Here is a 20,276-nt window from a genome sequence, read left to right as displayed (position 1 = left end):
CGAGATTCGCAGCCATTCGAGAAGGAGGCGCAATTGGAACGTCGCGCGAAGTTAAACGAACTGGATCTCGTCCGGGCGATCGCCATTATCGGCGTGCTGCTGGTGCATTCGACTTCTTTTGCCACGTTGGATATGAAGGAGACGAGCGTATACGGCGTTTATAACTTCTTGAACATCTTCTTCAAAATCGGAACGACGTCGTTCATTCTTCTGAGCAGCTTCGTCTTGTTCTATAACTATTATCCGCAATCGATGACGCTCGACCGTTTTAAGAAATTTTACAGCAAGCGGTTTGCTTATATCGTCATTCCGTACATCCTGTTCTCGGCGCTGTATTTCGCGATCCGGTGGTACGAGAACGACAAGGCATGGGATATTACCGCGATGTTCCCGAGACTATGGGACGATATCCTGCATGGCAAGGCGTATACGCACTTATACTTCGTCTTCATCAACATTCAGCTATACTTGCTGTTCCCGGTATTGCTGTTCCTGTTCCAAAGGTTCCGCTGGTTGGCGGCGATCGCGGTCTTGCTGGGCGTCGGGCTGCAATGGGCGTTCTTCCTGTACAACCGCGAATACTGGCAAGTGACGAACCGCGGAAGTTGGTCGCCGTCGTATTTCGGGCACTACTTCCTGGGGGCGTGGCTCGGCATTTACTTCGATCGGATCAAAGGGTGGCTGATGGTCACGAAGGCGAACGCGACGCCCGCGCGCATCGCCGGATGGATCGTGCTATGGGGTACTTGGATCGGATTCGCGGCTTCGTACGTAACGATCTGGTACAACGCTCGCATGCACGGCACGCCATATAAGCAACTGACGTACGACATCCTATGGGACGGCCACACGATGCTGACCCCGATCATTCTGATGCAAATCGCGTTCTTGATCGGGAATCGAATGAACACGTCGTGGCTCGTCGGACGTATTCGCCATCTAGGTATCGTTTCGTTCGGCGTGTACCTATTCCATCCGCTCGTCTTGATGGTCTACCGGAAGTTCCCGTTAGAGGGCGGCGGCTCGATGGTACACCACCTGTGGTACGCCGGAGGCTTCGTGCTCGCGCTGGGCATTTCGTGGATCGTCGTTACGGCCGTCTGCCGCATGACCGGACTGTCCTGGCTTATCTTCGGCAGCGTGCCGGCGCAGCTTCAGGCAACGTACGGCAAGAAGACGGACAAGGCAACGAAACCGACTGCGCCTTCCGCCTCGGCCTAGTTCTAATTGCGCATGCACAAACTTGTAAAATTTACTATAATGGACTTTAGTAGCAGTCGAAACCTGTCGTATGGGAGGAGGACGAGGCATGAATCTAGTCTATTGTCCCCGTTGCAATAAGTTGTTCTCCAAGCATTTTCGCGAAGTGTGCAACCAATGCCACCAAGAACTCGAGCAAGATTACGAGCGCTGCATCGAGTACCTTCGGAAGAATAAAGGATTGAACATTCAGCAGTTGGCGGACGACACGGAGATCAGCGTCAAGCAGATCACGCGCTGGGTCAGGGAAGGTCGGATTTCGCTCATGGACGCGCCGAACCTGACGTACCCTTGCGAGGTGTGCGGCACGCTCATTCGCGAGAGCAACATGTGCGATCCGTGCAGGACCAGGCTGAAGAAGGACATCCGGAATTCGCAAGCCGGGCCGTCATCCGCTACGCAGGATTACCGCAACGGCGCGGCGTACCAGATCACCGACCGATATAAGGACAGGAAATAATAAGCCTCTAAACAATTCATAAGCATCGACCGATAATAGGAATATATATTATCGGTCTTTTTTATTTGTCGAGGTGATCTCACGTGAAAATCAACGATACCCAGCGCATTGGCGCTTATCGTACGTATCAACAGCAATCCGAGGCTCGCACGAGCCAGGCGGAGGGCAAGAAGCGCAAGGACGAGGTGCAATTTTCGCCGGAGGCGATGCAGCTGTTGGGAGCGCAGCGGTCGGACGAACCTAGCCGCGCGAAGCGCATAGAGGAATTGAAGCAGGAAGTGTCCACCGGCACGTACAACGTAGACGCGGGCAAGCTCGCGGAGAAATTGCTTCCGTTCGTACGCGAATAGCTTAAGATCTCAAGCAGACAGAGGTGACGGCATGTCGTTCCAAGAGTTGACTGACTCGCTGGAGACGTTGCTGCGGCAACACGAGCAAATGATCGAACTCGGATCGAAGAAGAAAGAAGCGTTGATCGTCAACAACGTCGATCTATTGAACGAGACGGTGAACAAGGAAGCGCGCTTGCTCAAGCTGATCGTCGAAGCCGATGCCAGAAGGGTAAAGGCTGCGAACGAAATGCTCAGGGAACGCGGATTCATGCCTACGCCTTCGCTGAAGGTGGCGCAGTTGGTCCGCATGATGACGAATCCCGCGGATAAGCTTGCGCTTTCCGAGATTGCCGACCGGCTGAGCGCCGCGATGGAGAAGCTGAGAGTGCTCAACGACTTGAACATGAATCTCGCGAAGCATTCGATCGAATTCAACGACTACTCCTTGAGCTTGCTCACCGGAGGCTACGACGATCAGGATTACGTATACAAGAAACCTTCCGACTCCTCGTACGGGAAGTCTAATCTTAAAATTTTCGATTCCCGCGCATGACGGCATCTAACTAGAACGAAACGGGGTAAATGACATGCGATCTACCTTCCACGGCTTGGAAACCGCCAGAAGAAGCTTGGTTACGCAACAAGTCGCGCTGCAGACGACCGGTCATAACGTTGCGAACGCGAATACGGTCGGCTATTCTCGCCAGACGGTTAATATGGTCGCTTCCAAACCGATGGAAGCCATCGGCATGACGAAGTCGACGGCGCCGGGCCAACTCGGCACGGGCGTTGAGTTCAGCTCGATCACTCGCATTCGGGAGAACTTCTTGGACGGCCAGTACCGGAACGAGAACCAAAGCTTGGGCAGTTATTCGATACAATTGGATACGTTGACGAAGCTGGAGACGATCGTTAACGAGCCGTCGGATTCCGGATTGCGTTCCGTGCTCGACAAGTTCTGGAACTCCTGGCACGATCTCAGCGAGAACCCCGAAGACTTGACCGCACGCAAGCTCGTACGGGAAACCGCCCGCGCGCTGACCGACGCTTTCAACCAGACGAGCCGTCAGCTCGAGGATCTTCGGTCCGATCTGTCCGAGAATATCGGAGTCAAGGTGGCGCAGATGAATACGTCCGTTCAGACGATCGCGGAGCTGACGCAGCAAATCCGCCGAATCGAAGCCTACGGCGATAACGCGAACGATTTGCGGGACCAACGGGACGTGCTCGTGGACGAGCTGTCCAAGATGGCGAACGTCAAGGTGTTGGAGACTTCCGATTCTTATCAGATCACGATGGGCAATCAGACGTTGGTCGATAACGATACCCCCGCCGTTCTTACGGAAGACGGCGTCATCGGCAGCTTCGGGACGGACCTGACAGGCGGCGAAATATACGGGATGATTCGCTCCCGCGATCAGTTCGTCGTCGATTACCAGAACCAATTGAATACGCTCGTCAACGGCATGGTCAACGGCGACATTACGGTTACGATTCCCGCAGGGTCCGTGTTGCCAGAAGGGACCGTGCTTGGCGGCGTTCCGTATAACGGCGCCAATCGAACGCTAGCTACCGATCTTACCGTCACCGTGAAGGGACTTAACGGCCTGCATCAACTCGGCTATACGGCTCAGGAGCCGTTGAAAGCCGGCGGACCGTTCTTCGTGTCCAGCGACGGCGGCGCTCTTACGGCGGGTAACATCAGACTTAGCGCCGACATCGAAGCCGACGCTTCCAACATCACGTCTTCGCTGCGTACCGTCGTCAACGGCACGACGGAATCGGTCGTCAAAGGCAACAAAGACATCGCGATGTTGATCGCCCAATTCAACGATATGAAGATCGACTTCAGTTCCGTCAGCGCGACGGCCATTACGGGAGAAGGAACGGTCAGCGACTTCTTCCGCTCCATCGTCGGACAGCTCGGCATCCAGACGCAAGAGGCGCAACGCCAGACGGACAATTATCAGATCGTCGTCGATCAAGTCGACTCCCGTCGCCAATCCGTCAGCGGCGTCTCGCTCGACGAAGAGATGGCCAACATGATCAAGTTCCAGCACGCCTACAACGCGGCTGCCCGGTTCATGACGACATTGGACGAGACGCTCGACAAAATCATTAACGGCATGGGCACGGTAGGCAGATAATAGTCCGTAGAGAGCGAGGGTAACCGCCATGATGGGTCGCGTAACGCAAGGAACCATAACCGCGCAATTGCTGCGCAATATAAGCTCGAACTTGGGTCAATCCGCAGGCTTACAGGAGAAATTGTCGACGGGCCGCACCATTAATCGTCCTTCGGACGATCCGGTCGGGATCACTTACGCCCTGCGTTACCGCAGCGACTTGGCGGTGAACGATCGCTATCAATCCAACGTCGATTCGGCGACTTCGTGGCTCGACTTCAACGATACGATGCTGTCGCAGGTCGGAGACGTTATTAAGCGGGCGAAAGAACTGGGCGTGCAAGGCTCGAACGGCACGAACCCCGACGTAGCGCTAGAGAACGTGGCCAATGAGTTGAGCCAGCTGAAAGCGCAACTTCTCGATATCGCGAATAGCCAATTCAAGGGCAAATACATCTTTAACGGACAATTCACCGACAAGGTGCCGTATGATTCGTCGACCAATCCTGCGGAAGCCATTACGGATAACGGCGATATTAACTTCATCGTGAATGCCGGCGTACAGCTTGACGTCAACTTGATCGGCAACGACGTGTTCGGTTATCCGCCTCCCGGGGTTACCGCGCCTAAGAACGAGGACGACAACTTGTTCGACGTTCTCGATAAGATGATCGCGGGGCTGAGAGCGAACGATCATTCGGCCGTTAGCGGTCAACTTGGACATCTAGAAAGCCGCTACAGCAAGGTGCTGACGCAGCAAGCGGAAGTCGGCGCGCGCATTAATCGCATCGAGCTGATGGAAGACCGGTTGAAGGATTTGAACGTCAACCTTCAGACGTTGCAGTCCAAGACCGAGGACGCGGACATGGAAGAACTCATTATTAAAGCGAAGGTGAACGAGAGCGTCTATCAGGCATCGCTGTCTGTCGGCTCTAAGGTCATACAACCGTCGCTCGTCGATTTCCTAAGATAACTTCCGGGATGAGGTGGGATTGAAGTGGTACCATTCATATCGGTTCAATCCCAGCGCGGGAAGATCGGCATTCAATCCGAACGAGGCCAATTCGAGATCCGGAGGCCGCAGCCAACGCTTCATGTTACATCCAGCAAGCCGGAGATTATCGCGCATAATCGACCGGGACAGCTCAACATCGATAACTCCCGAACGTGGGAGGCGCTGGACGGCGGGAACATGGAAGTGTTCTGGAACCGGATTTACTCGCAGTATAAGCAGGTTGCTATTGAGAATCTTAATCGTATCGTGGATGAGGGTAATCGAATGGGCGATCTGCGAATCAAGGGGAATCCGATTCCGGAGTTGGCGTTGAACGAGTTCGTCGAAGGCGCGCCGGATTTGCAGGTGTATGGACCGGCGTCGTTGGACAACACTAGCTTCGATTATATTCCGAACGATCCGGATATTCAGTTCATCCCCGGCGAGCTTAATATCCAAGCGCAGATTCAACGCCCAGAGATCAATTTCCATAGAGGTTCCGTTAATATTTACATGGAACAGTATCCTAAGGTTACAATAACGCCGCCGGTGATCGATATCTCGGCATAAAATCAGCTATAGGCGAGAGTTCCGAGCGCGCTATAGCTGTTTATTTATTTTAAACCATTCGGGGGAACGATATGAACGTACATACCGCAAGGTTCGGCGAGTTGGACATTCGAGAGCAGGACATTGTTCGGTTCGAACAGGGGATTCCCGGGTTTGAGGAATTAAAACGATTTACCTTGATAGAAGTAGAAGAACACGCTCCGTTTTCGTATCTCCAAAGCATCGATGACGGAGAAGTCTCTTTTGTCATCACCGATCCGTTCGAGTTTTATTCGGAGTATGAATGCGAACTTCCCGATCAGGTCGTCGAGGGATTGAAAATAAACTCCGCCGATCAGGTGGCGGTCCGCGTAATCGTGTCAATTAATGGTCAATTGGAAACGGCTACCGCCAACTTATTGGCGCCCGTAATCGTTAATCTCGGTAGCCGACTAGGCAAGCAAGTCGTTCTGGCCAAGACGAGCTATACGACGAGACATTCATTATTCCAAACGAGCGATCCGAAATAGGAAGAGGTGATGGTAGGATGCTGGTGCTATCCCGACGTAAAGGCGAATCGATCGTCATTCAAGATCATATTGAGATCACGGTGCTCGAAGTGGACGGAGACACCGTCAAGATCGGCATTGCCGCACCGCGAGAAATTGAAATTCTGCGTAAAGAGTTGATCGTCGCCGTAAAGGAAACGAACCGCGAATCGGCGACACAACAGTCGGATATAGCGATTCTCGCGCAAAAACTTAAAAAAATTAAAAAAAGTTCCGAAAAGCTATAAAGCATAGACTTCCGAAGCCGATATACATAATATAGCCAGTTCCGGGCGGCCGACCTGACGCTGGCATATCCACAAGGATGTGGACTTACTTAACCATTCAAGGAGGAAATTACAAATGCGTATTAACCACAACATTACCGCACTGAACAACCACCGCAACATGAGCTTGAACAACGTTGCAACGGGCAAGAACATGGAGAAGCTCTCTTCGGGTCTTCGCATCAACCGTGCAGGCGACGACGCTGCTGGCCTTGCTGTATCCGAGAAAATGCGCGGTCAAATCCGCGGTCTCGAACAAGCGCAACGTAACGTTCAAGACGGTATCTCCTTCGTACAAACGGCAGAGGGCGCAATGAACGAAATCAGCTCCATGCTTGGCCGTATGAAAGAGCTGCAAGTTCAAAGAGCGAACGGCACGTACACCACGAGCCAAAAAGCAAACATCGACGTCGAGCTTAACGCGCTGTCCAGCCAAATCGACAGCATCATGGACAACACGACGTTCAACGGCATCAACATCACGAGCACGATCAGCATTCAAGCTGACGACAACTCCGTAACGATCAGCATTACGGGTATTGCAACGACTAGCTTCTACGGCCTGGCAACTTCTGCCGGCATCAGCGGCATCGAATCGGCTATCGAAGCCGTATCCACGCAACGCGCTCAACTCGGTGCAATGCAAAACCGTTTGGAATACACTTCCAACAACCTGGGTACGACGATCGAGAACCTTACGGCATCCGAGTCCCGTATTCGCGATACGGACATGGCGAAGGAAATGGTCGAGCTTTCCAAGAACCAAATCTTGCTTCAATCCTCGCAAGCTATGCTTGCGCAAGCGAACTCCGCGCCACAAGGCGTATTGTCGCTCCTGCGTTAATCATCGCTCGTACCGAAGACCTTGGGATCTCCCAAGGTCTTTTTTATTTTTCGCTAAATAATGTCTTGCTATCCGTCGATATAATAGATAACACTATTCTTTCGGACGGAGTGATAAGATGAAGATACAATCCTCGCCTATTACGAACATCTCGCCTGCTAACAATACCGCAACCGCTAATAAAGCCGCAACGGAGAACGTCTCCACGAAACATGCAGGTTCTGGGTTCGATGCTGAACTCGTTCGCAACGGAAAACAGATGCACAACGCCGAGCTGCAGGGCGTTAAACTGTCCGTAGGAGAAGAACAGCTGATTAAAGCGATCGATCGTGCGATTAAGGCTCTGGAAGGACCTTCTACGACGTTCGAGATGAAAGTGCACGAGCAGACAAGAGCAGTAACCGTTAAAGTGTTTAATAAAGAAACCGGTGAACTCATTCGTGAGATTCCGCCGGAGAAGACGTTAGACTTGGTCGCGAAAATGATGGAATTCGCCGGCATCTTGGTCGACGAGAAAGTATAGGAGGCGAATACAATGGTAATGAGAATAACAGGGATATCTTCCGGTCTGGACGTCGACACGATCGTTAAAAATTTAATGAAGGCGCAGCGCGCGCCGCTCGATAAACTAAATCAACAAAAGACGATGCTAGAATGGCAGCGTGAACAATATCGGGACGTTAACATCAAGATGGTTGACTTCCGCAACAATAAATTGTTTAATTACGGCTTGCAAGGCATGGTAAGCGCCAAGCAAGTTAACGCCTCTGGCAATACGTCTGCCGTGAGCGCCAAAGCCGATTCTTCGGCGATCGCGGGATCGATGTCTATCGAAGTCAAACAGTTGGCTACTTCCTCTTCGGTGGTCAGTACGACCGGCGTCGGTACTGTCGATAAGACTAAAAAGCTGAACCAATTGAACGGCAGTACCTTGAATTATACGGCAGTCGGCGGCAAAGTGGATGTCACCATTAACGGTAAGACGATTCAATTAGACGAAACGGTCGATACGTTAAATTCCATGGTCGCTAAGATCAATGCGGATAAAGACATGAACGTTACGGCATTTATCGATGGGACTACCGGGAAGTTGTCGCTCACTTCCAAAACGGGTGGAGCAACGTCCATCACGACCGGGGGAACCTTATTGGATGATTTTCAACTTGGGGGATTATCTAGCTCCAGTGGAATCGGTGCAGTAACGACGAGTTCCGATACATTGGCTTCCTTGAAAGCAGATGGTAAACTATCGTATACGCCTGTCGGCGGCAATGTTAGTTTTACAATCAACGGGAGCACGATAACGGTTGGAGAGAACGCCACACTGGATGACTTGCTGAATACCATTAACGCCGATGCAGGTGCCGGCGTTACGGCGGCCATTGATGCTGCTACAGGCAAGCTTACGATCAAATCCGACGGTTCGGGGTCCGTTGCCATAAGCGGAGATTTATTCGCTAAATTCAACTTGATCGGCGAGACGATCGGTCAGAACGCCAAAGTCGTCATTAATGGTATCGAGACGGAGCGCTCAAGCAACTCGTTCACGGAGAACGGCGTCACCGTCACGTTGAATGCTCTGTCTGCGGGCTCCGTAACGACGCTTACCGTTAAATCCGATACGGATAAGGTCGTAGATTCGATCAAGACATTCATTAAAGAGTATAACGATCTGCTTGAGACTGCAAATAACAAGATCAACGAAGAACGTTATCGTAAGTTTTCGCCGCTAAGTTCGGAGCAGAAAGCCGAAATGAGCGAAGATGAAATCAAAATGTGGGAAGAGAAGGCCAAGAGCGGACTTATTCGCCGTGATCCAACGCTTACCTCTATGGTAGATAGCATGCGACTTGCCGCTATTACAGACGTTACGATCGATGGAGTCAAGGTTAACTTAACTTCTTTAGGCATAGAAACCGGAGAATGGTCGCAACGAGGCAAGCTGGTTATAAAAGACGAGGCGAAGTTGCGCAAAGCGATCGAAAGCAACCCGGATCAAATCGAAAAGTTCTTCACGCAACAAACGAGTCAGACAGACGCGAAGTTGAAGACTTCGCCGAGCAATCCGGATAACGGTCTGTTTAATCGGTTGTCGAATACGCTGATGTCAGCGATTGAAGAATTGTCTGCTAAAGCAGGCACGTCGAAATCGAGTATCAGCAAGGACGCAACGTTCTTGGAGTCAAGCACGATCAGCGAGCTATTGCGAAGTTTGGATTCCAGAATCGTTAGCGCGAACGATCGGCTGAATCGTCTTGAAGTGAACTATTACAAGCAATTTACCGCGATGGAAACGGCGATGAACCGCTATCAATCTCAGTCTAGCGCCCTGTTCGGATCGAACTAATTCGCTATGGAAGAGCTGATGATACAAGTATTGGCGGTAACATTGCGACTGGCGGATCCCGAACAGGATCCAGGATATGAAGAATACGTTTCGTTAACGGACCTTCGGCAAACGCTAGTAGACGAAGTGCAACGTCGAGGTTCATTAACCGAGAACGAGAAATTATTGTTGAAAGAGCTCGCCAAATATGATAAAGCTGTTTATAGCAGGATGTCGGCATTAAAGCAGGAGGCTGAGGACGGCATGCAACGTATGAACGCAACGAAGAGACAACAAAACGCATACGGTCAAAACGGCCTCGGCGAAAGCATTATGTTCGATAAAGGGGTATGAGATGATTAACAATCCATATCAGAAATATCAGCAAGCAGCCGTGCAAACTTCCGGTCCGCAGCTTATCCTCATGCTATATGACGGAGCAATCAAGTTCGTTCGGGCGGGGATTGAGGGTATTGAGGGACGGAACGCGGAGAAGGCGAACGCGAACTTGCAGAAGGCGCAGAGAATCATAAACGAGCTTATTGCATCGTTAAACTTCGACTACGAGGTTTCAAGCAATCTCGTACTGGTGTATGAGTATTGGATTCACCAACTCATTCAAGCAAATTCGCGCAAAGTCGTGGAACCTGCTCGCGAGGTGTTGAATTATCTCGTCGACGTACGAGAAACTTGGGCTACGGCGATGAAGAAGCCGACGGTGGAAAGCATGCAATAACAGGCTCGAGAACGACAAACCGCTAAAGGGAAAATCCTTTAGCGGTTTGTTAATTTTTATAAGGCTTTCAGAAGAGACAAGTCGGCATATTCGGGATAGCGTTCGGTCAGTGCCTCTTTTATTGGAGCGCGGCGCTCCGAATCCGGACAATGAGTTAAATATTGAATGTAGAATCTTGGGACGGCAGGCTTTAGCTCAATCGCATGCGACCAGAAGGACAAGGCGTCTTCCGGATCTCCTTCGATGCTCTGGAGGTGTCCCAACTGGTCGCAGCTTTCAGCGGTCAACTCGTCATTGTCCAGTAGGTGCTGGTAGTATTGCAAGGCAGGCTCTTTGTAATGTTTGAGAAGAAAGAAGCTAGCAAGTTGATTAATCAGGGCCGGAGAGCCATAGGTTTCGATTAATCGATCGTAGGCATCCCATTGCTTTAACACATAGAGTTGGCTTAACGTTTCAAACGCAGCGTGATCGAATCGAGCAACATCCACAGGCGGATTCTGGACCTCTAGAACAGTGTTCGCGAATTGCAGGTAACCTTGCGCTTCTTCATTCGTGGAGTGAGCATAACGTTGGAGCCAATCGGGACGGGACCAGACAATTCCGCCCATGACAACGATTTTGATGACCGTCAGATCCTCGAGTTCTTGCTGCGAACGGCTCAGTAAGGCAAGTTCGAAGTCATGCTGACTCTGCGTTAATAGAGCATACTTCAACTGGTCGGCAATGCCGAATCGGTTAATAGGCGTTGCAACATAGTGTCGAGCAAGCTCTTTGTTGCCGATGGATATTGCGATTTTTCTTATTATCGTCGTTTGGGTCTCATCGTCATCGATATGCAGCAGTTTGTTAAGGAAACCGGCAATATTGGTCGCGCCATCCCTCAAGGATAGAATCTCTATCAGTTTGATCAGGGCGCTTAGATCTTTGCCGTTAGCCACGAGAAGGCGGGTTAAATAGGCGACCGATTCATTCAGTTGGTTCTCTCTTTCGTAACCTATTGCCAATTGCCAGAGCGGCATCCTCATCCCATAATCCGGATTGGCGATGGCGATCTCTTGGTTGGTCGCTGATCGTTTCTCCGCCTCTTGATAAGCTGCAAGAAACTCTCGCTTGCTCAGCTTGCGGAAGCCTAGTTCAAGCATAATTACGCCGCGCAGGCACTTGATGTCGGGGTATTGATGATAAGGCTGGAGATATTGTTCCACCAGATTAAAGGCCTCGACGAATCTTCTGTGTCGCATGTGGATTTCAATCATGGCGAACACCGTGTTTTTGTACCATACGGCTTTGGTATCGCCGGATTCGAGAGCGATCCGAAGATGCGGCATCGCTTCGTCATCGTTCTTCATCATAGCCAGTTGGAGACCGATCATGCAATGATCGTATGCGTTGAATTCTCCTTGCTCTTTCATATCGTTGAAAATGTTCAAGTTGCGATCATGTTTGTTCTTAGCTGTCATTACATGGTTTAAATAGCCGGAGTGCAATATCTGATAAGGGATCGCGACGACTCGCGGAGCGACACCTTTCGCGGTCCGCGGTTGTTCATGTAAGGCGCGATGATAATGAATCTTCATTCGGTTTGCAAATACGCGCGCAACCTGCGACTCTACGACGGTAGGGTTCTTCTGATCCCCCTGAAAGTTTCGGACGCCCAATTGATAGAGCTTGCTGTTTGTCGGTCGTTCCTTGGTTAGAAAATCGCGCAATCCGCGGATTTCTATCTCTTCCATATACTCGTCGGCATCCATGACCAAGATCCACTTGCCAGTCGCATGCTTGAGCGATTCGTTGCGCGCGGCGGAAAAATCGTTGATCCATGCGAAATCGTAAATTTTATCAGTAAATGACTTGGCGATTTCTTTCGTTCGGTCGGTGGAGCCGGTATCCACGATGACGATTTCGTCTACGAACGCGCGTACGCTCTGCAAACAGCGTTCTAGGAATGCTTCTTCATTTTTAACGATCATGCATAAGGAAATGAGCTTATTCATAGCGCCTCCGCCAAGCAGTGTTGGAAAGTCTATTCCTAGCTTATTATAAATAGCCGAAAAGGCCAAGCAGTATTGAAGATGCGCGAAAAATAAAGGATTTTGTCGATTGGCTGACGAATTAATTACAATACTTCAGTAAGGCAATTAGCAAATATTTCAACTCGCATTACCGCCTTCATTACTACAGGTTTTTCGCAAATAACCGATATAAGTAGTAACCCTATCATTGAACGGATGGAGGTACTCATGAACGATTCATACAAACGAATGCCTCCGGAAGATTTGCGACGGCTTCAGATGATTCAGCTCGAGATGTTGTTGGAAGTGGATCGCGTTTGCAAGAAAAACGACATTAAATACTGCATTATCGCGGGAACGACTTTAGGCGCTGTACGCCACAAAGGATATATTCCATGGGATGACGATGCCGACGTAGCCATGATGCGCCCGGAGTACGAGCGTTTTCGAGAGGCTTGCATGAACGATCTTGATCAGTCTAAATTTTACTTCCAAGATCATAAGTGCACGCCCGGTTACCGATGGGGTTACGGGAAGGTCAGGCGAGTCGGTACGGAGTTCGTTCGCAAAGGTCAAGAACATATGCCGTATCCAACCGGTGTATTTATCGATATTTTCCCGATGGACAATGTTCCGGACAATTTGTTCCTCCGTCGCATTCACAATTTCGCATGTACCGTCGTGAGGAAGTTGTTGTGGTCGGCCGTGGGTGCGAAGTCCGATCGCAACCCGTGGATGAGGGCGGTCTATGGCAGCGTCGCATGGATCCCGCGAGACTTCATTTTCGCGATGTATGACGGACTCAAGCGTATCTGCAATCGTAAGGAAACGCGAATGGTGAGGAAGCTAACCTTCCCGACGCCTAACAACGGACAGTACGGTTACTATCGGCAATGGTACGTCGACTTTGCGGATATCCAGTTCGAAGGGCATCTATTCCCGGCGGCTAGAGAGTACGATGAATATTTGACTTTCAAGTTCGGCGATTATATGAAGTTTCCGCCCGAGGAACAGCGGAAGGGTCATCCGGCTACGCGTTATCATTTATTGCAGGAGGGGACATGCGAATGAAAAAAGTCATCACATACGGCTCATTCGATCTGTTCCACGAAGGGCATTATAAGCTGCTCGAACGTGCGAAAGCGCTTGGCGATTATTTGATTGTTGGCGTCACGACGCAGCAATATGACGAATATCGCGGCAAAATGAATGTTGTCCATTCGCTGATGGAGAGAATCGAGAATATTAAGCGGACAGGTTTTGCCGACGAGATCATTATCGAAGATCATGAAGGGCAGAAGGTCGAAGATATTCAGCGGCTGGGGATTAATGTCTTTACCGTCGGGTCGGATTGGAGAGGGAAGTTTGACTTCCTGAAACAATATTGCGATGTCGTTTATCTTGAACGTACCAAGGGGATTTCCAGCACGATGATCCGCGAGCAGGATTATAGCATCGTTAAACTCGGTGTAATCGGTACTGGGCGAATCGCCAAACGGTTTGCACCGGAGGTGAAGTTCGTAAGCGGCACGAACCTGGAGGGCGTCTATAATCCTCGAATTGAGAGTGCAAATGCTTATGCGCAGCAGTTCGAGTTGAAGTTTGCTACGAATGACCTTGACGACTTCTTTAAACGAATCGATGCGGTGTACATTGCTTCTCCTCATATTACGCACTACGAATATATTAAGCGTGCGCTGAATGCTGGCAAACATGTGCTATGCGAGAAGCCGATGGTATTGGAGGCAAGACAAGCTACGGAAATGTTCTCGCTAGCGAAGGGAAAAGGGCTTGTTTTAATGGAAGCGATCAAGACTGCTTATGCACCGGGTTTCCTGCAACTGCTGGCGATTGCACGCAGCGGGAGGATCGGTCAGATTCGCGACGTCGAAGCGACGTTCACGAAGCTGGTCGAAGGCGATGTTCGCGAGCTTCGACCGGAGGAGTGCGGCGGCAGCGTAACCGAGCTGGCGAGTTACCCGCTGCTTGCGATCGTGAAGCTGCTCGGAACGAACTATAAGGAGATACGTTTTGAGCGCTTCGACGATGAAAGCGGCGTTGATGTATATTCGAAGATTCATTTAAAATATAACGGGGCAGTGGCTACCGCCAAGGTAGGCTTGGGCGTCAAGTCGGAAGGACAGATGGTTATTTCCGGCACGCAAGGTTACATCTATGTCGAAGCCCCGTGGTGGAAGACCCAGCATTTCGAAGTGCGTCACGAGAATCCGGAGCATAACGAGAAGTTTTTCTCCAAGTTTGCAACAGAAGGGATCCGGTATGAACTTGGTGACTTTATCTCGCGGATATACGGGCATGAGAATAAGGGGTTTAAACTGACGGAACAGGAGTCGGTGGCAATCGTACGAATTATCGAGCAGTTTTTGGCTGGTAAGTCCAAGGCGGTCGTAAGAGCGTAGAGCGAGGTAACGAGATGGATAAGATCAAAGTCTTGCATATGCCGCTTACCAATTCAGGAAGCGGCGTTACGCAATATGTACTGCAAAACTGGCGATTCATTGACCGTGATCGGTTTCGGTTCGACATTGCGACGCGAAGTCCATCTTTGGATTTTGCGGACGAGATCAATTCCCAGGGTGGAAAAATTCATTATCTGAGTTGTTCTTCGGATGAGAATGAAGAGCAGTTTATTCAGGAAATGAAAGCGATTTTGGATGAGGGATACGATGCGATACACTTACATACTTCCTATTGGAAAAGCTTCATTGTTGAAGAATTGGCGATCGAGCGCGGTGTTCCTAAAATCATAGTGCATTCTCACAGTACGATGGTAGACGTTGCGGACCCGGTTAAAAGGGAAGCTTTAGTAGAGGGACACTATACCCAACGATCCAAGTTCAGTCGCGATTTGGCAACGGACTTCTGGGCATGCTCGAATCTGGCGGCAGAATGGTTGTTTGGTACTCAAATCCCTCGCGACCGAATTCGAATATTGAACAACGCAATCGATGTTCAAAGTTACAGCTATAACCCGCAAGTCCGTGAACAATACAGACGAGAATTGGGATTGAATGATTGCGTCGTGCTCGGTCATGCGGGCAGATTCGTTTATCAGAAAAATCACGAATTGCTCGTTGATATATTTCACGCAACCTACCGACATCTTCCGAACGCCAGACTCATGTTAGTAGGTAACGGGCCGTTAGAGGATAACATCCGTCAGCGCGTGAGCGATTACGGATTATCGGATGCGGTGTTATTTATGGGGAGACGCGAAGATGTTCCTGAACTGATGCAAGCGATGGACATGTTTTTGCTGCCATCGCGATTTGAAGGTTTAGGTTTGGTACTAATTGAGGCACAAGCAGCGGGGCTCAAATGTCTAACAAGTTCGGCGGTGCCAATTGAGGCGCAAGTAACTTCGAATCTTGATTTCATTTCAGGAGGCATCTCTGATTGGGTGAAACAGGTGTTGACATACGCCAACGGTTACGAGCGTATTCGTTACGATAGGCAACTCGAATTAGCGGGCTACGATCTAAGAAAACAGATTAAAGTAATAGAGAGGTTGTACGTTACGAAATAATGCTAGAGTTAGGGGGGGCCTCGGTGTTTGACAATAAAGTGCTTCTGATTACGGGCGGAACGGGGTCGTTCGGCAATGCAGTACTGGATAGATTCATTGATTCTGGTGTTAGGGAGATTCGGATCTTCTCTCGCGATGAAAAAAAGCAGGATGATATGCGCCGTCACTATCGCAACGATAAAATAAAATTTTACATCGGTGATGTTCGAGATCTGCACAGCGTTCGCAATGCGATGTTCGGGGTTGATTACATATTTCATGCCGCAGCGCTAAAGCAGGTCCCCTCGTGTGAGTTTTTCCCGATGGAAGCGGTCAAGACAAACGTTATCGGGATGGATAACGTATTGACCGCAGCGATCGAAGCGGGCGTGGAGAAGGTTATCGGGTTGTCAACCGACAAAGCTGCGTATCCGATCAATGCGATGGGGATAAGTAAAGCAATGATGGAGCGGGTACTTGTCGCGAAATCTCGAACCACGGATAAGACGATTATTAGCGGCACGCGTTATGGAAATGTCATGTGCTCGAGAGGCTCAGTAATCCCATTATTCATTGAGCAGATCAAGGCGGGCAAGCCGTTGACGATTACCGACCCGAGCATGACACGGTTTATCATGAGTTTAGAAGAAGCCGTAGAACTTGTGCTGTTCGCCTTCGAGTACGCAAAACCTGGCGACATAATGGTACAGAAGGCACCGGCCTGTACAATAGGCGTTCTTGCGCAGGCAATTATGGAGTTGTTCCCGTCGAATTGCGAGATTCAATACATCGGGATTAGACACGGAGAGAAGTCCTTTGAAACGTTGTTGACGCAAGAAGAATGCCTTCACGCGCATGACTTAGGCAACTTTTATCAAGTTCCATCGGATAACCGTGATTTGAACTATGAACAATATTTCGAAGAAGGTAAGACAACTGCTCCGCGCTTGCAGGAGTTCAACTCGAATACCACTACCGTTTTGAATGTGGAGCAGGTGAAGGACAAGCTGCTAAGCCTAGATTATATTCAAAGAGAGCTGAAATCATGGAGGTTTTAGTCCTCGGTGCAAGCGGGATGGCAGGTCATATGATTACCATGCACTTGCAAGAGCAAGGTCATAATGTCACCGGGTTTGCCAGATCATCGTTGCCGTATTGCGATACGATTGTCGGTAATGCCTTGAGCCAAGAGAGCGTGCGAAACGCACTCACAAGCAAGCCGTTCGACATTGTCATTAATGGCATTGGCGTTCTGAATAAGGATGTGGATCGGAACGTTGCGGATGGAATATATCTCAATAGCTATTTCCCGCATTATATTGTGAATTGTTTGCGAGAAACACCCGTTCGTGTCATTCATCTGAGTACGGACTGTGTATTCTCCGGGAAGACCGGTAACTATCACGAGCATAGTATAAAAGATGGAAAGACGCTATACGACCAGACAAAGGCGCTAGGCGAGATTGTCGACGACAAAAATTTAACCTTTCGAGCGTCGATTATCGGACCTGACATCAGAGCGCATGGCGTAGGGTTACTGAATTGGTTTCTTCAACAAAAGTCCTTGGTTAACGGTTACACGGGAGCCGTTTGGACAGGGGTATCCACATTCACATTAGCGCAAGCGATTCATTATGCCATGAAGGAAAAATTGACCGGCCTTTACCATCTTGTGAACAATCGAAAAATTACGAAATACGATCTTCTTCTGCTGTTCAATCGGATCATCAGAAGGGAACCGATTGAAATAATGCCTAGCGACACGGTTCAAATTGACAAGTCACTCATCAATAATCGTACGGATTTCAGTTTCCAAGTTCCAACCTACGAAAAAATGGTGAACGATATGAAGACATGGATCGATGATCATCGTGAACTATATCCGCATTATGAATAAGGAGATTGTCGGATATGCAGAAGCTTAAAGTTATGACTATCGTTGGTACCCGACCGGAGATGATCAGGCTTTCTGAATTCATTAAGAAGGCTGATGTCTATTTCGACCATATATTCGTTCATACGGGTCAGAATTATGACTACAATTTGAATGAGATTTTTTACGATGATCTGAGCCTCCGCAAGCCAGATCATTTTCTTAATGTGGTAGGGGATCATCTTGGAGCCACGATGGGGAATATAATCGCCAAGTCATATGAATTAATGGAGGCAACGCAACCGGATGCGCTGCTCATTCTTGGCGATACGAACTCCGCATTATCAGCGATTTCTGCGAAAAGGTTGAAGATTCCGATATTCCACATGGAGGCGGGCAATCGATGCTTTGACGAGAACCTTCCCGAGGAAACTAATCGGAGAATCGTGGATCACATTTCGGATGTGAATTTGCCATATACGGAGCATGCGCGCCGGTATTTGCTCGCTGAGGGCGTACGCAAGGAGCATATTTATGTAACCGGCTCGCCGATTGCTGAGGTTCTTCATGTACATAAGGATCGCATTCATAATAGTCGAGTGCTGGATACATTGTCTCTGCAGAAAGGCAAATATATCATTCTCTCCGCTCATCGCGAGGAAAACATTGATATAGAGGCGAACTTTTTCAGTCTGATGGATGCGGTCAATACTATGGCCGAGAGATATCAAATGCCGGTCATTTACTCGATGCATCCTCGAAGCGCACGAATGATCGAACGGCGCCAGTTTAAGTTTCATCCGTTAGTGCGGAAATTTCCACCGTTTTCTTTTACGGATTATAACTGTTTGCAAAAAAATGCATTTTGCGTGTTATCCGACAGCGGGACGCTTCCCGAAGAAAGCTCAATCTGTCGGTTTGCCGGTGTGAGCATACGTACCTCCACGGAGCGTCCGGAAGCTCTTGATAAGGGCTGCGTTGTTGTTGGCGGCATACTCGGAGAGCAAATCATGCAAGCGGTTGAGATCGCGACCGGGATGGCGAAGTCAGGGGACGTTGGATCCATTGTGCCAGACTACGCGGAACTTAATGTGTCGTCGAAAGTTGTGCGTATTATTCAAAGTTATACGAGGATTATCGATAAGAAAGTATGGGGGAAGTAAGGAGCGGTGGAAATGGCTCATCATGAATTTCCGTTGGTATCGATTGTCATTCCTGTGTATAACGGTTCCAACTATCTTCGCGAAGCGATTAACAGCGCTTTAGCGCAAACATACGAGAATATCGAAGTTCTTGTCGTTAATGATGGTTCCCGTGACGACGGTGCTACGGAGAATATTGCGCGGTCTTACGGTGATCGTATTCGTTATCTATATAAGGAGAATGGTGGCGTTGCAACCGCTCTTAATCTCGGGATTCAGCTGATGCAAGGTGAGTACTTCTCCTGGCTGTCTCATGATGATATATATGTGCCGAATAAAATCGAGATGGCTATTGCGGCGTTGCTGCGGGATGGAGATGTGACACGCCTTGTCTTTAGCGAATATGAATTGCTGAATGTAGATTCGGGAGTTTCGTCTCCGGTTCGATTGGGCGCTACTTATTCGGAACAACAACTAACGAATGGTGTATTCCCTGTAATACAGCATTTAATTCACGGTTGCGATGTGCTCGTTCATCGCTCGCATTTCACAAGAGTAGGAATCTTCAATGAGGAACTTAGAACCACGCAGGATTATGACCTGTGGTTTCGCATGTTTAGATTTCAGAAGGCGCTATTCATTCCAGAGCCGTTGGTCATTTCACGTCTTCATCCAGAGCAGGGCAGCAAGACCATTAACCGCTTTGAATTGGAGCGGAGCGAATTGCATATCGGGTTCATGAATCGTCTAACGGAACAAGAGATGGTGTCTATGTATGGCAGCCCGTACAACTATTATTATCAGCTTAGCTGCTTTTTCAAAGGGAGCGGCCTTCAAATGGCTTATGAATTGGCGAATGAGAGATTTCAGGCAGCGGTGATTCCCGATATTCTGGATGTACAGCTTGAACAGTTTCGTGAGAAAATTGAACGGTTTTCGGAGGGCAAGGCAAGACGATTATGTATTTTCGGCACAGGCAACTACGGACTGCGCTTGTTGCAAGAGTTACAGGGCAGACGGGTACAAGTAGATTGTTTCTCGGACAATAACCCCAATAAATGGGGACAAAAGTATGATGAAGTTGAATGCGTGGCTCCAAAGGTATTGGAAGAGCAAAAGGAGACCACATTGATCCTAGTTGCGGCACGAACTCCGGCTGAGATGATTGAGCAACTAACATCGGCTGGATTCCCTTATGTTCATACGAAACAAGAGCTAGATGAGATATTCATTCAGACTCCACCGGATCGGCGGTAAGACG

General features: G+C 49.4%; 22 protein-coding genes and 1 pseudogene. 22 read left to right on the top strand and 1 reads right to left on the bottom strand.

Annotation, left to right across the window (positions count from 1 at the left end):
- Window positions 1-33: 33 nt before the first annotated feature.
- The 14 genes from ACFQZG_RS19215 to fliS all read left to right on the top strand — a co-directional run bounded on the left by ACFQZG_RS19215 (window position 34) and on the right by fliS (window position 10,462).
- The gene (locus ACFQZG_RS19215) at window positions 34-1,221 is read left to right on the top strand and encodes an acyltransferase (RefSeq protein ID WP_378155418.1); all 1,188 of its coding nucleotides are present in this window, start codon (window positions 34-36) and stop codon (window positions 1,219-1,221) included.
- 88 nt (window positions 1,222-1,309) lie between these two features.
- A complete protein-coding gene (locus ACFQZG_RS19210) occupies window positions 1,310-1,720 on the top strand; it encodes a flagellar protein (RefSeq protein ID WP_378155416.1) in 411 nt (136 codons plus the stop codon).
- Between the two features lie 83 nt (window positions 1,721-1,803).
- A complete protein-coding gene (gene flgM / locus ACFQZG_RS19205; RefSeq protein WP_378155414.1) occupies window positions 1,804-2,070 on the top strand; it encodes a flagellar biosynthesis anti-sigma factor FlgM in 267 nt (88 codons plus the stop codon).
- 31 nt (window positions 2,071-2,101) lie between these two features.
- Window positions 2,102-2,605 carry a flagellar protein FlgN gene (locus ACFQZG_RS19200; RefSeq protein WP_378155412.1) on the top strand — a complete coding sequence of 168 codons (504 nt, stop codon included), beginning with the start codon at window positions 2,102-2,104 and terminating at the stop codon, window positions 2,603-2,605.
- Window positions 2,606-2,639: 34 nt separating this feature from the next.
- Window positions 2,640-4,199 carry a flagellar hook-associated protein FlgK gene (gene flgK, locus ACFQZG_RS19195; protein WP_378155410.1) on the top strand — a complete coding sequence of 520 codons (1,560 nt, stop codon included), beginning with the start codon at window positions 2,640-2,642 and terminating at the stop codon, window positions 4,197-4,199.
- Between the two features lie 28 nt (window positions 4,200-4,227).
- Complete coding sequence (gene flgL / locus ACFQZG_RS19190) at window positions 4,228-5,151, top strand: flagellar hook-associated protein FlgL (RefSeq protein WP_378155408.1); 924 nt, start codon at window positions 4,228-4,230, stop codon at window positions 5,149-5,151.
- A gap of 24 nt (window positions 5,152-5,175) precedes the next feature.
- Complete coding sequence (locus tag ACFQZG_RS19185) at window positions 5,176-5,742, top strand: DUF6470 family protein (RefSeq protein ID WP_378155406.1); 567 nt, start codon at window positions 5,176-5,178, stop codon at window positions 5,740-5,742.
- 71 nt (window positions 5,743-5,813) lie between these two features.
- The gene (gene fliW, locus ACFQZG_RS19180) at window positions 5,814-6,251 is read left to right on the top strand and encodes a flagellar assembly protein FliW (RefSeq protein ID WP_378155405.1); all 438 of its coding nucleotides are present in this window, start codon (window positions 5,814-5,816) and stop codon (window positions 6,249-6,251) included.
- Window positions 6,252-6,268: 17 nt separating this feature from the next.
- On the top strand, window positions 6,269-6,517 hold the full coding sequence (gene csrA, locus ACFQZG_RS19175) for a carbon storage regulator CsrA (RefSeq protein ID WP_378155403.1): 249 nt from the start codon (window positions 6,269-6,271) through the stop codon (window positions 6,515-6,517).
- A 115-nt stretch (window positions 6,518-6,632) separates the two neighbouring features.
- Entirely contained in the window at window positions 6,633-7,400 is a 768-nt protein-coding gene (locus ACFQZG_RS19170) for a flagellin N-terminal helical domain-containing protein (protein WP_378155401.1), read from the top strand.
- A gap of 118 nt (window positions 7,401-7,518) precedes the next feature.
- The gene (locus tag ACFQZG_RS19165; protein WP_378155399.1) at window positions 7,519-7,923 is read left to right on the top strand and encodes a flagellar protein FlaG; all 405 of its coding nucleotides are present in this window, start codon (window positions 7,519-7,521) and stop codon (window positions 7,921-7,923) included.
- A 12-nt stretch (window positions 7,924-7,935) separates the two neighbouring features.
- Window positions 7,936-9,747, top strand: a complete 1,812-nt coding sequence (gene fliD, locus ACFQZG_RS19160; protein ID WP_378155397.1) for a flagellar filament capping protein FliD — start codon at window positions 7,936-7,938, stop codon at window positions 9,745-9,747.
- 6 nt (window positions 9,748-9,753) lie between these two features.
- Window positions 9,754-10,080: a flagellar protein FliT gene (gene fliT, locus ACFQZG_RS19155; protein ID WP_378155395.1), complete on the top strand. Its 327-nt coding sequence runs from the start codon at window positions 9,754-9,756 to the stop codon at window positions 10,078-10,080.
- Between the two features lies 1 nt (window position 10,081).
- Window positions 10,082-10,462, top strand: a complete 381-nt coding sequence (gene fliS, locus ACFQZG_RS19150; RefSeq protein ID WP_378155393.1) for a flagellar export chaperone FliS — start codon at window positions 10,082-10,084, stop codon at window positions 10,460-10,462.
- A 56-nt stretch (window positions 10,463-10,518) separates the two neighbouring features.
- On the opposite strand, the gene ACFQZG_RS19145 is transcribed toward fliS, so the two are convergent.
- Window positions 10,519-12,456 carry a tetratricopeptide repeat-containing glycosyltransferase family 2 protein gene (locus tag ACFQZG_RS19145; protein ID WP_378155391.1) on the bottom strand — a complete coding sequence of 646 codons (1,938 nt, stop codon included), beginning with the start codon at window positions 12,454-12,456 and terminating at the stop codon, window positions 10,519-10,521.
- Window positions 12,457-12,753: 297 nt separating this feature from the next.
- Between ACFQZG_RS19145 and ACFQZG_RS19140 the strand changes: the two genes are divergently transcribed.
- From ACFQZG_RS19140 to ACFQZG_RS19105, 8 genes and pseudogenes are all read left to right on the top strand, one after another.
- Window positions 12,754-13,545, top strand: coding sequence for a LicD family protein (locus ACFQZG_RS19140; RefSeq protein WP_378155390.1), 792 nt, complete (start codon window positions 12,754-12,756; stop codon window positions 13,543-13,545).
- Window positions 13,542-13,919: pseudogene (locus ACFQZG_RS19135) on the top strand (FAD synthase family protein); the annotation flags it as partial. The gene ACFQZG_RS19140 and the pseudogene ACFQZG_RS19135, both read left to right, overlap by 4 nt.
- Complete coding sequence (locus tag ACFQZG_RS19130) at window positions 13,905-14,894, top strand: Gfo/Idh/MocA family protein (protein ID WP_378155594.1); 990 nt, start codon at window positions 13,905-13,907, stop codon at window positions 14,892-14,894. The pseudogene ACFQZG_RS19135 and the gene ACFQZG_RS19130, both read left to right, overlap by 15 nt.
- Before the next feature lie 14 nt (window positions 14,895-14,908).
- Window positions 14,909-16,021: a glycosyltransferase gene (locus tag ACFQZG_RS19125; protein ID WP_378155388.1), complete on the top strand. Its 1,113-nt coding sequence runs from the start codon at window positions 14,909-14,911 to the stop codon at window positions 16,019-16,021.
- Between the two features lie 23 nt (window positions 16,022-16,044).
- Complete coding sequence (locus tag ACFQZG_RS19120) at window positions 16,045-17,058, top strand: polysaccharide biosynthesis protein (protein ID WP_378155386.1); 1,014 nt, start codon at window positions 16,045-16,047, stop codon at window positions 17,056-17,058.
- Window positions 17,046-17,897, top strand: a complete 852-nt coding sequence (locus tag ACFQZG_RS19115) for a sugar nucleotide-binding protein (protein ID WP_378155384.1) — start codon at window positions 17,046-17,048, stop codon at window positions 17,895-17,897. Before ACFQZG_RS19120 ends, ACFQZG_RS19115 begins: the two co-directional genes overlap by 13 nt.
- 14 nt (window positions 17,898-17,911) lie before the next feature.
- The gene (gene wecB, locus ACFQZG_RS19110; protein WP_378155382.1) at window positions 17,912-19,036 is read left to right on the top strand and encodes a non-hydrolyzing UDP-N-acetylglucosamine 2-epimerase; all 1,125 of its coding nucleotides are present in this window, start codon (window positions 17,912-17,914) and stop codon (window positions 19,034-19,036) included.
- A 12-nt stretch (window positions 19,037-19,048) separates the two neighbouring features.
- Window positions 19,049-20,272 carry a glycosyltransferase gene (locus tag ACFQZG_RS19105; protein ID WP_378155380.1) on the top strand — a complete coding sequence of 408 codons (1,224 nt, stop codon included), beginning with the start codon at window positions 19,049-19,051 and terminating at the stop codon, window positions 20,270-20,272.
- Window positions 20,273-20,276: the final 4 nt, after the last annotated feature.

The sequence above is a fragment of the Cohnella sp. GCM10027633 genome (assembly GCF_042675445.1).
Taxonomy (GTDB): Bacteria; Bacillota; Bacilli; order Paenibacillales; family Paenibacillaceae; genus Cohnella.
This window is presented reverse-complemented; position numbering and strand designations above follow the sequence as displayed.